This is a genomic window from Streptomyces sp. NPDC039480 (assembly GCF_055597165.1).
In genome coordinates this window covers 192,262-204,882 of the sequence record NZ_JBVITX010000015.1, presented here as the reverse complement: position 1 = coordinate 204,882, position 12,621 = coordinate 192,262, and the positions used below count along the sequence as shown (strand labels likewise).

General features: G+C 71.7%; 10 protein-coding genes and 1 pseudogene. 6 read left to right on the top strand and 5 right to left on the bottom strand.

Annotated elements, in window-relative coordinates; all coding sequences use genetic code 11:
• Positions 1–22: 22 nt before the first annotated feature.
• Positions 23–781 carry a thioesterase II family protein gene (locus tag ACZ56E_RS36335; protein ID WP_471220997.1) on the bottom strand — a complete coding sequence of 253 codons (759 nt, stop codon included), beginning with the start codon at positions 779–781 and terminating at the stop codon, positions 23–25.
• A gap of 121 nt (positions 782–902) precedes the next feature.
• Positions 903–1,607: a TetR/AcrR family transcriptional regulator gene (locus tag ACZ56E_RS36330; protein ID WP_471220995.1), complete on the bottom strand. Its 705-nt coding sequence runs from the start codon at positions 1,605–1,607 to the stop codon at positions 903–905.
• 115 nt (positions 1,608–1,722) lie between these two features.
• On the opposite strand from ACZ56E_RS36330, the gene ACZ56E_RS36325 reads away from it, so the two are divergent.
• The 4 genes from ACZ56E_RS36325 to ACZ56E_RS36310 all read left to right on the top strand — a co-directional run bounded on the left by ACZ56E_RS36325 (position 1,723) and on the right by ACZ56E_RS36310 (position 7,687).
• Positions 1,723–3,351, top strand: coding sequence for an MFS transporter (locus tag ACZ56E_RS36325; protein WP_471220994.1), 1,629 nt, complete (start codon positions 1,723–1,725; stop codon positions 3,349–3,351).
• A 595-nt stretch (positions 3,352–3,946) separates the two neighbouring features.
• Complete coding sequence (gene rfbH, locus ACZ56E_RS36320) at positions 3,947–5,251, top strand: lipopolysaccharide biosynthesis protein RfbH (protein ID WP_471220992.1); 1,305 nt, start codon at positions 3,947–3,949, stop codon at positions 5,249–5,251.
• A gap of 70 nt (positions 5,252–5,321) precedes the next feature.
• Positions 5,322–6,731, top strand: a complete 1,410-nt coding sequence (locus ACZ56E_RS36315) for an NDP-hexose 2,3-dehydratase family protein (RefSeq protein WP_471220990.1) — start codon at positions 5,322–5,324, stop codon at positions 6,729–6,731.
• Entirely contained in the window at positions 6,728–7,687 is a 960-nt protein-coding gene (locus ACZ56E_RS36310) for a Gfo/Idh/MocA family protein (protein ID WP_471220988.1), read from the top strand. Before ACZ56E_RS36315 ends, ACZ56E_RS36310 begins: the two co-directional genes overlap by 4 nt.
• 32 nt (positions 7,688–7,719) lie before the next feature.
• Here ACZ56E_RS36310 and ACZ56E_RS36305 read toward each other — a convergent pair whose 3' ends face one another.
• Positions 7,720–8,715 (bottom strand): ArsR/SmtB family transcription factor, encoded by a 996-nt coding sequence (locus tag ACZ56E_RS36305; protein ID WP_471220986.1) that lies wholly within the window; start codon positions 8,713–8,715, stop codon positions 7,720–7,722.
• A gap of 226 nt (positions 8,716–8,941) precedes the next feature.
• Between ACZ56E_RS36305 and ACZ56E_RS36300 the strand changes: the two genes are divergently transcribed.
• Complete coding sequence (locus ACZ56E_RS36300) at positions 8,942–9,310, top strand: peptidoglycan-binding domain-containing protein (RefSeq protein ID WP_471220984.1); 369 nt, start codon at positions 8,942–8,944, stop codon at positions 9,308–9,310.
• 103 nt (positions 9,311–9,413) lie between these two features.
• A pseudogene (locus ACZ56E_RS36295) lies at positions 9,414–9,855 on the top strand (glutaredoxin domain-containing protein).
• Here ACZ56E_RS36295 and ACZ56E_RS36290 read toward each other — a convergent pair.
• The gene (locus ACZ56E_RS36290; protein ID WP_471220982.1) at positions 9,856–11,265 is read right to left on the bottom strand and encodes an alpha/beta hydrolase family protein; all 1,410 of its coding nucleotides are present in this window, start codon (positions 11,263–11,265) and stop codon (positions 9,856–9,858) included.
• Positions 11,262–12,614, bottom strand: a complete 1,353-nt coding sequence (locus ACZ56E_RS36285) for an MFS transporter (protein ID WP_471220979.1) — start codon at positions 12,612–12,614, stop codon at positions 11,262–11,264. The genes ACZ56E_RS36290 and ACZ56E_RS36285 overlap by 4 nt, the downstream gene beginning before the upstream one ends.
• Between the last annotated feature and the right edge of the window lie 7 nt (positions 12,615–12,621).

Below are 12,621 nucleotides of genomic sequence, written 5' to 3'. Positions count from 1 at the left end.
GGCCGGGCCGCCCCACGGCTGGTCAGGCGTGTGCGCGCACCACCTCGGCGAGCTGCTCGACGAAGTCGGCGTGCCGGGTCGTCAGGTAGAAGTGGCCGCCGGAGAACCACCGCAGACCGAAGGGGCCCGCGGCGTGCCGGTCCCACGCCTGCGCCATCTCGGGGGACACCTGGCTGTCGCTGTCGCCCACGAAGACCTCGATGGGCGCGGCAAGGCGTGCGTCCGGCGCACCGACGTAGGTCTCGATGGCCCGGTAGTCGGCGCGCATCGAGGGCAGCAGCGCCTCACGCATCTCGGGGTCGTCGAGCAGCCGGCTGTCGGTGCCGCTGAGGGTGCGCAGCTCGGCGATGATGCCGTCGTCGTCCCTGAGGTGCACGTCCTCCGTGCCGGTCAGCCCGGGGGCGCGGCGGCCGGAGGCGATCAGGACGCTCGGCGGGCGGCCCTCGGCCGCCATGCGCAGCGCCACCTCGAAGGCGACGGCCGAGCCCATGCTGTGCCCGAACAGCGCCAGCGGCTCGTCCCGCCAGGGCCGCAGGGCGTGGAACGCCAGCTCGGCGAGGGCCCGCAGATCGGTGAACGGTTCCTCGGCGCGGCGGTCCTGGCGGCCGGGATACTGCACGCTGAGCACCTCGATCTCGGGGTGCAGCGCGGCCGATACGGCGTGGAAGGCGCTCGCGGCGCCGCCGGCGTGCGGGAAGCACACCACGCGGGCCTTGGCCTCCACGGCCGGGTGGAACCTGCGGACCCACAGGTCGCTGTCAACGTCAACGGCTTCCGGCATCTGCCCTTGCTCCCGCGCTCGTGTGGCCATGGCCCGGCCATGGTGGACGACGCCGGAGTGCGGGCCCACCCCTATCGCCCCCTTGAACCTCGCGGGAGCCACCGGACAGGCCGGCCGGGGCCTAACGGCCGCCGGTGAGCGAGGCCGAGCGGGCCTGGCCGGGGGCTCCGGCGTCCTCGCCGGCCGCGCCGCCGCCGGTGGCCGTCGCGTCCGGGGGAGCGGCGGCCGCCGTCCCGCCCTGCGCATCGGTGATGAACCCGGTGGCGCGGCGCAGCGCGCGGGCGAACTCCGCGCCCGTGGGCGCGCTGTCCTCCAGGCCGACCGCGTACTGCATCAGCAGCCCCGTCACCAGCGTCAGATAGAACGAGCCGAGCACCCGCTCGTCCTCGCTGCTGACCTGATCCTCCGGCACACCCTGGAACAGGGCGGCCAGCGCCCGGCGCGCCTCGGGCTGCGCGGCGCGCAGCAGCGTCAGCAGCTCCGGGTCGTCGTCCGTCTGCACCAGGGCCTCGAACTGCGCGCGCCACAGGCCGCGGTGCTCCTCCAGCAGCTCAACGGCCCGCTGCCAGCTGCGCTCCTGCCGCACGAGCGGGTCTATGTCCGGCGCCAGCTCGGCGTGGAGCGCCCGCTGCATGTCCTCGGTCCAGTCACCCATCGCCTGGATCAGGGCTTGGCGCATCAGCGCCTGCTTGGACCCGTAGTGATAGCCGATGGAGGCCAGATTGGCTCCCGAGGCAGCGGCGATATCGCGTGCGGTGGTGCGCAGATACCCCTTGTCCAGCAGGCAGCGCTTCGCGCCCTCCAGCAGATCGTCACGAGCTCCCATGGGGGTCAGCGTACTGCACGGCTGTTTAAAACACCGCTATTAGACAGGTGCCTTAGACGCACGTGTCAGACGCTCGTCTTAGACAGCCGTATTAAACGTGTGTACACTTGCCGCCATGACCGACGCCACCGTGCCCTCGCCCCCCGGCCCGTCCCTGCCCCAGCGCGCCGGCCGGCGGGAGTGGACGGCCTTCGCCGTCCTGCTGCTGCCGCTGCTGCTGGTATCGATGGACGTCTCCGTCCTCTACTTCGCCATCCCCGCCCTCAGCGCCGACCTGGAGCCGACCGGCACCCAGCAGCTGTGGATCTTCGACATCTACGCGTTCATCATCGCGGGCCTCCTGATCACCATGGGCTCGCTCGGCGACCGCATCGGCCCCCGGAAACTGCTGCTCTGCGGCGCCACGGCCTTCGGCCTCGCCTCGGTCGCCGCGGCCTACGCCACCAGCCCCGAGATGCTGATCGCGGCCCGCGCCCTGCTCGGCCTCGGCGGCGCCACCCTGATGCCCTCCACGCTCAGCCTGGTGCGGCGCATCTTCCGGGACGACAAGCAGCGATCGACCGCGATCGCGATCTGGTCCGGCGCGCTGGCCGGCGGCGTGGCGCTCGGCTCGGTGCTCAGCGGCGTCCTGCTCGAGTACTTCTGGTGGGGCTCGGTCTTCCTGGTCAACCTGCCGGCCATGATCCTGCTGCTGGTGGCCATGCCGCTGCTGGTCCCCGAGTTCCGCGACGTGAGCGTGGGCAAGTTCGACCTGGTCAGTGTTCCGCTGTCGATGGCGGCCGTACTGCCGATCGTCTACGCCCTCAAGGAGTTCGCCGCCGAGGGGTTCGCGGTCACCTACCTGGTGAGCATGGTCGTCGGCCTCGCCTTCGCCACCCTCTTCGTCTACCGCCAGCGCACCTACCACAGCCCGATGGTGGACCCCGCCCTCTTCCGGAATGCCGGGTTCAGCGCGGTCATGTTCCTCAACATGCTGATCATGTTCGCCATGATGGGCTCGGCGTACTTCACCGCCCAGTACCTCCAGTCGGTGCTCGGCAAGTCCGCCCTGGAGGCCGCCCTCTGGAGCCTGCTGCCCTCGGTCGCCGTCCTGATGGGCGCCCCGGCCGCCGCCGCCGCGGCCCAGGCCTTCGGCCGCAGGCCCGTCATCGTCACCGGATTCACCGTCGCCACCGGCGGGTTCGTGGTGCTCACCCAGGTCGGCACCGACTCGCTGTGGATGCTGATCGCGGGCGCCGGCATCCTCGGCGGCGGAGTCGTCGGCGTCCTCTCCCAGGTCGTCGACATCGCACTGGGCATCTCGCCCGCCCACCAGGCCGGCTCGGTCTCGGCGCTCTCGGAGACCTCCAGCGAATTCGGCGGCGCCCTGGGCATGGCCGTCCTGGGCAGCATCGGTACCGCGGTGTTCCGCAACGACATCGAGGACAAGCTGCCCGAGGGCATCCCCGCCGAGGCCGCCGACGCCGCCGGGGAGACCATGGCCGGCGCCGTCCACGTGGCCGGCACGCTCGAGGGCCGGCTGTCCGAGGACCTGCTCCAGGCCGCCCGCGAGGCCTACACCAGCGGCTTCAACCTCGCCGCGGGCGTCGGCGCGGCGCTCCTGCTGGGCGCCACGATCCTCGCCGCCCTGGCACTGCGCGGCGTCCCGGCGGCGGAGAAGGGCGCGGCCCCGGTCAGCCACGGCGACGCCGAGCCCGTCACGCCCCCGGACCAGCAGACCGCCGCCGGGCGCCACCGGGCCTGACCGGCCGGCACACCCGCGCAGCCACCGTGCTCCACGGACACCGGCCCGCCTCAGGGCACGGACGCGGAGCCACCCCTGAACCCCACCCCCGACCGGGCCCGCCCGGTCGGATGTGGCCCCCGCTTCGGGATCGGAACCCCCGCTGGTCCTGAAGAAAAAGGGAGGGGCGGACACGGGCACACACCGTGTTCGCCCCTCCCGCCTTTTCACAGCCCGCGCCCGGGACCGGCCGATGCCACCTTCTGCCCCATGTGCCGTGCCGCCGTGGCTGCCTGCGGGGGAGGGGCGGATAGGGGTGAGTTAGGGGGTGCGGCGTCCGGCCCGGGAGCGGCAGGCTGCGAGCTCTCTGCGGGCGCCCCCGGTGGCCCGCCGTGACCTGAGCGAAGGAAGCCGATGCCCGCACCCGGACGACCGCGACGCCGCCCCACGACGGCTGCGGCCCGCTCATCGGCCCCATGCCGCCCCGGGACGCCCGAGCCGACCTGAGCCCAGGGCGCGCCGCCGGCGCCGACGAGTGGCTCGCGCCCGTACTCCCGCCCGGGGCACCCCCGTTTGGTGTCACCGCCCACACGCCGGACATGGAAGAGGAATCAGCGTGAGCGACCGCAAGGAACTGATACTCGAAGAGGCCCGCAAGTACCACCAGGAGGTCTCCCCGCAACGGGAGTTCGTCCCCGGCACGACCGAGATCTGGCCGTCCGGTGCCGTGCTGGACGAGGCGGACCGCACGACCATGGTGGAGGCCGCGCTGGAGATGCGCATCGCCGCCGGGCGCAGCTGCCGCCAGTTCGAGTCGGCCTTCGCCCGACGGCTCAAGCGCCGCAAGGCCCACCTCACCAACTCCGGTTCGTCGGCGAACCTGCTGGCCGTCTCGGCGCTCACCTCGCACACCCTGGAGGAGACACGGCTGAAACCCGGCGACGAGGTGATCACCGTCGCGGCGGGCTTCCCGACCACCGTCAACCCGATCCTGCAGAACGGCCTCGTCCCCGTCTTCGTGGACGTGGACCTCGCCACCTACAACACGACAGCCGACCGCGTCGCGGCCGCCATCGGCCCCAAAACACGGGCCATCATCATCGCGCACGCCCTGGGCAACCCGTTCCCCGTCACCGAGATCGCCCAACTCGCCGAGGAACACGACCTGTTCCTGATCGAGGACAACTGCGACGCGGTCGGCTCGCTGTACGACGGGCAGCTCACCGGCTCCTTCGGCGACATGACCACCGTCAGCTTCTACCCGGCCCACCACCTCACCATGGGAGAGGGCGGCTGCGTACTGACCTCGAACCTGAGCCTCGCCCGGATCGTGGAGTCACTGCGCGACTGGGGCCGGGACTGCTGGTGCGAGCCCGGCGAGAACGACAAGTGCCTCAAGCGCTTCAACTACCAGATGGGCAACCTGCCCGCCGGGTACGACCACAAGTACATCTTCTCCCACGTCGGTTACAACCTGAAGGCGACCGACATTCAGGCGGCCCTGGGACTGACCCAGCTGGCCAAGCTGGACGACTTCATCGACGCCAGGAAGCGCAACTGGCGACGGCTCAGGGACGGCCTGGACGGCGTACCGGGCCTGCTGCTCCCGCAGGCCACCCTCCGCTCCGACCCGAGCTGGTTCGGTTTCGCCCTCACCGTGGACCCCGAGGCGCCCTACGGCCGCGCCGAACTGGTCGCCTTCCTGGAGGACCGGAAGATCGGCACCCGCCGGCTGTTCGGCGGCAACCTGACCCGCCACCCGGCCTACATCGACCAGCCGCACCGGATCGCCGGCGAGCTGACCAACAGCGACATCATCACCGACCACACCTTCTGGATCGGCGTCTATCCGGCGCTCACCGACGAGATGCTGGACTACGTCACCGGCTCGATCAAGGAGTTCGTGGCCGCGCGCGGCTGAGCCCCTGCCACCCCACGCCGTCGTGTCCGACCGCTCGCGGTGCGGCGCACCAGACCCAGGGAGCCCCCCGATGCCCTCTCCGTCCCCTCGCTCCGCACTCCAAGCACGCGCCGACGCCCATCTGCCGTCCCGCATCGCCCTGTCCGCCGCGGCCGACGACGGAGTCCAGCTGCCCACCAGGGACTTCGCTGCCTGGCTGGCCGAACGGGGCTCGGTCAACGAGTTCCGCGTGGACCGCATACCGTTCGCCGAGCTGGACGGCTGGTCGTTCGAGGAGCACACCGGCAACCTCGCCCACCGCAGCGGCCGCTTCTTCACCGTCGAAGGACTGCACGTCACCGAGGAGGACGGCCCGCACGGGGACGGCCCGTACGCCGACTGGCACCAGCCCATCATCAAGCAGTCCGAGGTCGGCATCCTGGGCATCCTCGTCAAGGAGTTCGACGGAGTGCCGCACTTCCTGATGCAGGCGAAGATGGAACCGGGCAACCCGAACCTGCTCCAGCTCTCACCCACGGTCCAGGCCACCCGCAGCAACTACACCAAGGTCCACAAGGGCGCGGACGTGAAGTACATCGAGTACTTCGTCGGCCCGCGCCGCGGCCGCGTTGTCGCCGATGTGCTGCAGTCCGAACACGGCTCGTGGTTCTACCGCAAGTCCAACCGCAACATGATCGTGGAAGCAACCGGCGACGTGCCGCTGCTCGACGACTTCTGCTGGCTCACCCTCGGCCAGATCAGCGAACTCCTCCACCGGGACAACGTCGTCAACATGGACTCGCGCACCGTCCTGTCCTGCCTGCCCCACCCGGACACCGCAGACAGAGCGCTGCTCAGCGACACCGAGCTGCTCTCCTGGATCACCGGGGAACGCGCCCGGCACGCGGTACGGGCCGAGCGGGTCCCGCTGGCGGGCATCCCCCGGTGGAAGCGCGGCGAGAGCACCATCGAGCACGAGGACGGCCGCTACTTCCGGGTGGTGGCGGTCTCCGTGCGGGCAGGCAACCGCGAAGTGACCGGATGGACCCAGCCCCTGTTCGAACCGGTGGGCCAGGGCGTCACCGCCTTCCTCACCCGCGAGTTCGAGGGCGTGCCCCACGTCCTGGTCCACGCCCGCGTCGAAGGAGGCTTCCTCGACACGATCGAACTGGGACCCACCGTGCAGTACACCCCCGAGAACTACGCCCACCTCGACGCACGGGACCGGCCGCGCTTCCTCGACACGGTGCTGCGCGCGCCCCAGGACCGGATCCGCTACGAGGCCCTCCACTCGGAGGAGGGCGGCCGCTTCCTCAACGCCGAAAGCCGCTACCTGCTCGTGGACGCGGACGACACCGACGCACCCCAGAACCCCCCGCCCGGCTACGCCTGGGTCACCCCGGCACAGCTCACCTCCCTGACCCGCCACGGCCACTACGTCAACGTCCAGGGGCGCACCCTGCTGGCCTGCCTCAACGCGGCAGCGGCGGCCGCCCGATGAACGAACCGGTGCGCATCGGGGTGATCGGCTGCGCGGACATCGCGGTGCGCCGGATGCTCCCCGGCTTCGCAGCCCACGCGGACACCGAGATCGCCGCCATCGCCAGCCGCTCCCTGGAGAAGGCCGAACGGGCCACAGCACGCTTCGGCGGCCGCGCGGTACAGGGCTACGCCGAACTGCTGGACCTCAAGGAGGTCGATGCCGTCTACGTGCCGCTGCCCGCCGCGCTGCACGAGCGGTGGGTCGAGGCCGCTCTCGACGCCGGCAAACACGTACTCGCGGAGAAGCCCCTGACGACGACCGCCACCCGCACCCGCCAACTCCTCGAGCTCGCCAGGGGCCGCGGACTGGCACTGATGGAGAACGTCATGTTCGTCCACCACCCCCAGCACGAAGTGGTACGACGCCTGGCGGCCGACGGCACGATCGGCGAACTCCGCGCACTGCACGCGGCGTTCACCATCCCGCCCCTGGCGGACACGGACATCCGCCACCGGCCCGAACTCGGCGGCGGCGCGCTGACGGACGTCGGCCTCTACCCACTGCGCGCGGCCCTGCACATCCTCGGCCCCCACCTGGAAGTCGCCGGAGCCCACCTCACACAAGGCCGCGGCCGCGAGGTCGACACCTCGGGCGCCGTCCTGCTGCGCACCCCCGAGGGAGTCACGGCACAGATCACCTTCGGCATCGAACACGCCTACCTCTCCCGATACGAACTGTGGGGCAGCACAGGCCGCATCACGGTCCACCGCGCCTTCACCCCACCCGCGGACTTCGCCCCGGCCATCGAACTGCACCGGAACGGAGACCTCGAAAAAATCCCCCTGGCCCCCCACGACCAGGTGGCCGCCACCATCACCGCCTTCACCACCGCGGCACACACCGGCACCACTCCCACCAAGGACACCCTGCGCCAGGCCCACCTGCTGGACGAGGTACGAAGCCTGGCCGCATGACAGCTCCGTGGGCACCGCCATGACACAGGTCCTCAGGCGGGCAGCGAGGGCTGGTGGCCCTCGAGCAGGGCGATGCCCAGGGGAGTGGCGGTGTGCAGGACCGTGTTGCGGTGGCGATGGCTGCGGACCAGGGCGGCTTCGCGCAGGGCGGTGAGGTGCCGACTGGCGTTGGGCGGCGTGGTGTGGGCCATGCGGGCCAGTTGCCGGGTGGTGGCCGTGCCGTTCGCCGCCGCGTCCAGGAGCTGGGCCCGCGTGGTGCCGAGCAGCATGGCCAAGGGCTTCGTCTTGCCTGCGGGGCGAGCGGGCAGGGCCCAGTCGAGATCGTGGTCGATGGGGTGGACCAGTACGGGCGGCAACCGTGGGTTGAAGAGGCTGGTGACGTTGTAGCGGCAGAAGAAGGACGGCTGCAGGACCAGGCCGCGCCCCTGGAGATGCATCTCCTGGTGCACGGGGTAGTCGAGTTCCAGCACCGGATGGCTCCAGCGCGCCGTGGGATGCAGGGTGCGGAACAGCGCTTCCCAGCCGCCGCGTGCGAGTACTGCCGTGCGACGCGCCCGGTCATGGTGCACCTGCGTGCGGATGCGGTCCCAGTGCGGAGTCAGGCAGGCATCGAAGTAGGTGTCCGTGGCCTCCACGAGACGGCCCAGCGTCTCGGCGCAGCCATCCGCGAGCCGGGTGCACCACGACGGCAGACGCGTATGAGGGTTCTGCCGGCGGAACTCGCCCAGCTCGGTGCGGATCGTCTCGCGGCCGGTGGAGCGGAACGCCTCCATCTGGGCGGCGCGCGGGGCCCCTTGGGCGGGCGTGAGGAAGTCCGGACAGTAACCCTTGGCCGGGGCCAGGGAGGAAAGAAGCCGGGTCGACGCGGGGATCCGGGGCAGGGCCTGGGCCCGCCACGGCCCGAAGACCACCCCGGTGTCACGGCGCTGGAGCCGATGCAGGCTGATCGACACCTCCCACAGGGCGTCGGGTTCGTCGGCCAGCACGGTTCGTGCCAGGTCGTCTCCCGTGAAGTGGATTCTCAGCATGTCCCTGCCCCCGTGGCCGACCGGCTGTGTCTGGCTGCATTTCATGCTCCGGGGCGCGGCGGGTCCGGTGCCAGATGCTTTTCGGGCTCAGCTCTCCGCAGGAGGACGGCCCCGCTGACCGGGGACATTGCGTCCAGGCGTACGCAGGTGTCGGGCGGCGCGAGCAGCGCTCCACACTGGGCTGCGAAGCACCGAGGGGAACGGCATCAGACCGATCGGAGGAAGCATGAAGTCCACGTACGCGCGCTCGATGGCCGCACTTGTCCTGTCCGGAGGGGTACTGTTCGGCCTCGCCGCCGCACCGTCACCAGCCGCGGCACAGACCGAGCAGTCCACCGCCTCGACGGCGATGGCACCCTGCGGCCGCTACAACGGCACAACGCTCACCACGTACGGACAGTCCAACGTCCGGGTCTGGGAAGTCCAGTGTCTCCTCAACCACTACAGCGGCTTCCCCGAGTGGCTGGAGCAGGACTCCGATTTCGGACCGGCCACCCTCAGGGGCGTGAGGTGGCTGCAGAGCTGTGCACGCATCGATGTCGACGGTGACGTCGGCCCCGACACCTGGCGGGCCCTGCGCACCAGTTCCTGCTGATCCGGAACGACAGATTGTGGCGCACGGCTTCGTGGGCGCCCGGGGAACGACCCCCCGGGCGCCCCGATGCACGCCGTTTCGGCCTGTCGGTAGCCTGCGCACCATGATGCGCGCTTGGATCTTGCCGATGCTGTTCGTGCTCTGCGGTGCCGCCGTCGCCACCGGGCCGGCCCTCGTGGGGAGCTCCGGTGCAGCCGCGGCATGCCTGGCGGGGTTCCTGGTGCTCGCGGGTGTGAACTCGCCCCTGGTCTTTCCCCGGGCGGTCGGTGTGCGGGAGGCGCAGCGCCGCAGTGCGGTCGATGGGCGGCCGGTCGTCTTCTGGCGGCCGGGCTGCAAGTACTGCATACGGCTGCGCATCCGGCTGGGCCGCGACGCCCGCCAGTTGCACTGGGTCGACATCTGGCGGGACCCGGCGGCCGCCGCTGCGGTCAGGGCGGCCAACGACGGCAGTGAGACCGTGCCGACCGTCGTCGTGGCCGGCCGGCCGGCCCCACACCAACCCTCATCCCCGGTGGGTGCGCGGGCAGCTCCCCTCCGCCAAGTGATCAGAAACCGGCCTGGCGGCTGAAGGGGCCGGGCCGGTAGGCGGTGTATCGCGCCGGGGTGGACGGATCGGCCTGCCGTGCGCGGGAGTTGAGGACGGCGGGGGACGTGCTGCCCCAGTGGCCCGTCGTGAGCCGCCGCTCCACCGTGCGCAGGGCGGCGAGCTGTTCCGCGGGGCTGAACGTGCAGTGCCCGGCGTTGTCCGTGTACGCCTGACGCAGCAAAGGAGCGCGGCCCGCGCGGGCCACCGCACGGCGGTAGGCGCTCTCCACCTGCACCGGGACGAGCGCGTCGCCGGTGGTGTGGATGTCGAGCTGGGGCTTGCGCAGCCGGCCCGAGGGCGCGGCGTGCTCGGCCATGTAGCGGACCGCCTTCGGCTCCGCGCCGATGCGGGGCGCCCGGGCGAGCGAGGCGAGGTCACCGCCGAGCGACAGGCCCGCCGACTTGTAGAGGGCCTTGACCTGCTTGTAGTGGGCGGAGCGCGCGAGCATCGCCGAGTAGTCGACGCCCGTGTTCCAGGACATGTTGCCGCCCGCGCGGCGCTCGGCCTCCGCCCGCCACAGGAAACCGGGCTGGGCGACCAGGCCACGTACCGCCGTGTACTGGTTGGCCTGCCGGGCGGAGTGGTCGTTGGGGGCGGGCCGGGGGGTGGCCGGGTCGTTCCAGCCCGGGATGTTGTGCAGCGCCGCCGCCAGCGCGATACGGGCCCGGCCGCGCCCCGTCTGCTGGGCCGCGCCGAGACTCTCCCCGAGCCGCTGCGCGGAGGCGGCGGCGTCCGCGGCGCCCTGGAACCCGGTGAGGCGGATGCCGGAGCGCGGGGCGAGGAGCGTGCGCAGGGCGAAGGTGGCGTCCAGCGTGGAGTTCCAGTTGGCCACGCCGCCGTGCACGAGGCCACACATGGCGAGGGAACCGTCGATACGCCCCGGGTGGCGCTCGGCGATCGTCGTGGTGATGAGCCCGCCGAGCGACTGACCCCAGGCGAGGGTCCGTTCGGCCTCGCCGACCCTTTGGGTGAAGGTGTCGAGCGCGGCCAGCTGATCGGGCACCGCCTGTTGCACGGACCAGCCGGTCGTCGCGTACGAGGAACCGACGAGCGCGTACCCCTGCTTCAGGAGCAGCTTCTTCGTGGCTGCGTCGGGCGCGTCGACGGCCGGGTTGGGGGAGCCCTGGGGGCGGTAGCCGTGGCTGAAGAGCAGCACGGTGCCGTTCCAGCCGGCCGGAGTGTCGATCATGTAGGCGGCGCCGGAGGGCAGGGTGCCTTCGAGGTGGCGGCCGGAGCTGCCGGGGGACGAGGCGGTGGCGGTGGCGGGGGCCGAGGTCGCCGCGAGGAGCAGCAGGGCGGCGAGGCCGACGGCCGACCGCAGAGCTGCGGGCCGCAGGGCTGCGCCCGGCCGGGCGGTGAGGCGTTTCATACGGATTCTCCTGGTGCGGCGAGGTTGCGTGTGTTCGTCTCCTTGACCCGCCACACGGCGAGCGCGGTGATCGCGCTTCCGGCGGTGAGCAGCAGAGCGACGGCGTCGCTGGAGTGGTGGGCGGTCAGGCTGCTGGCGATCAGCGGGGAGAACCCGGCGCCGAGCAGCGTCGCGCTCTGATAGCCGAGCGAGGCACCGGTGTACCGCACCCGGGTGGCGAACATCTCGCTGAACAGCGCGCCCAGCGGCCCGTACATCACGGACTGGGCGATCCCGTGCCCGATCACGCAGGCCAGGATCAGCAGTCCGGGCCGGTGGCTGTCCACGAGCGCGAAGACCGGGAAGGCGGTCGCGGCCGAGAGCAGGGCGCCGGCCAGCACCACGGGCCGGCGCCCGAAGCGGTCGGAGAGGTGGTTCGCGCAGGGCAGGACGATCAGCGCGACGCCGGAGGCGACGGTGACCCCGGTGAGCACCTGGGGGCGGCTGTAGCCCTCGTCGACGGCGTAGGAGATGAGGAAGCTGGTCATCAGCGCCTGCGCGGTGAAGGGCCCGATGCCGACCGCCGAGGCGAGCAGCACGGGCCGGGGCGCGCGCAGGACGTCGAGCAGCGGCATCCGTGACCGCTCCCGGCTGTGGGTCAGCGAGGTGAAGAGCGGGCTCTCGGTGACCTTCAGCCGTACGTACAGACCGGCGCCGAGCAGCAGCAGCGAGAGCAGGAACGGCACCCGCCAGCCCCAGGAGCGGAAATCGTCGTCGGGCAGCATGCTCACCAGGGCGACGACCCCGGTCGACAGGACCGTGCCCAGCGGGGCGCCGAGTTGGGTGAAGCTGGTCCACAGGCCGCGCGGCCGCTCGCCCGCGTGCTCGGCGACCATGAGGGTCGCGCCGCCCCACTCGCCGCCGATCGCGAGGCCCTGCACGACGCGGAGCAGGACCAGCAGCACGGGCGCCCAGACGCCGATCGTGTCGTAGGTGGGCAGCAGCCCGATCAGGAAGCTGCCGGCGCCCATCAGGACCATGGTCAGGAGCATCATCGACTTGCGGCCGAGCCGGTCGCCGAAGTGGCCGAAGACGATGCCGCCGATGGGCCGGGCGACATAGCCCGCGGCGAACGTGCCGAAGGCGGCCACCGTGCCCACCGCCGGGTCGGCCTCGGGGAAGAAGAGGTCACCGAAGACGAGTGCGGCGACGGTCCCGTAGACGAGGAAGTCGTAGAACTCGACCGCGGTGCCGAGCAGTCCGGACAGCGCGACGCGGCGCAGCTGCCCGGACCCGGCGTCGCGTCTCGCCCGGGGGCCGTCCTGCGGCCCGGGCGGGGAGCCCGTCTTTCTGGTGGGCGGGTGTGTCATGGTGGCC

What these genes read in the sequence shown, in the direction of transcription:
- ACZ56E_RS36335 (WP_471220997.1), bottom strand. Translation starts at nt 781, where the DNA reads ATGCCGGAAGCCGTTGACGTTGACAGCGACCTGTGGGTCCGCAGGTTC.
- ACZ56E_RS36330 (WP_471220995.1), bottom strand. Translation starts at nt 1,607, where the DNA reads ATGGGAGCTCGTGACGATCTGCTGGAGGGCGCGAAGCGCTGCCTGCTG.
- ACZ56E_RS36325 (WP_471220994.1), top strand. Translation starts at nt 1,723, where the DNA reads ATGACCGACGCCACCGTGCCCTCGCCCCCCGGCCCGTCCCTGCCCCAG.
- ACZ56E_RS36315 (WP_471220990.1), top strand. Translation starts at nt 5,322, where the DNA reads ATGCCCTCTCCGTCCCCTCGCTCCGCACTCCAAGCACGCGCCGACGCC.
- ACZ56E_RS36310 (WP_471220988.1), top strand. Translation starts at nt 6,728, where the DNA reads ATGAACGAACCGGTGCGCATCGGGGTGATCGGCTGCGCGGACATCGCG.
- ACZ56E_RS36305 (WP_471220986.1), bottom strand. Translation starts at nt 8,715, where the DNA reads ATGCTGAGAATCCACTTCACGGGAGACGACCTGGCACGAACCGTGCTG.
- ACZ56E_RS36300 (WP_471220984.1), top strand. Translation starts at nt 8,942, where the DNA reads ATGAAGTCCACGTACGCGCGCTCGATGGCCGCACTTGTCCTGTCCGGA.
- ACZ56E_RS36290 (WP_471220982.1), bottom strand. Translation starts at nt 11,265, where the DNA reads ATGAAACGCCTCACCGCCCGGCCGGGCGCAGCCCTGCGGCCCGCAGCT.
- ACZ56E_RS36285 (WP_471220979.1), bottom strand. Translation starts at nt 12,614, where the DNA reads ATGACACACCCGCCCACCAGAAAGACGGGCTCCCCGCCCGGGCCGCAG.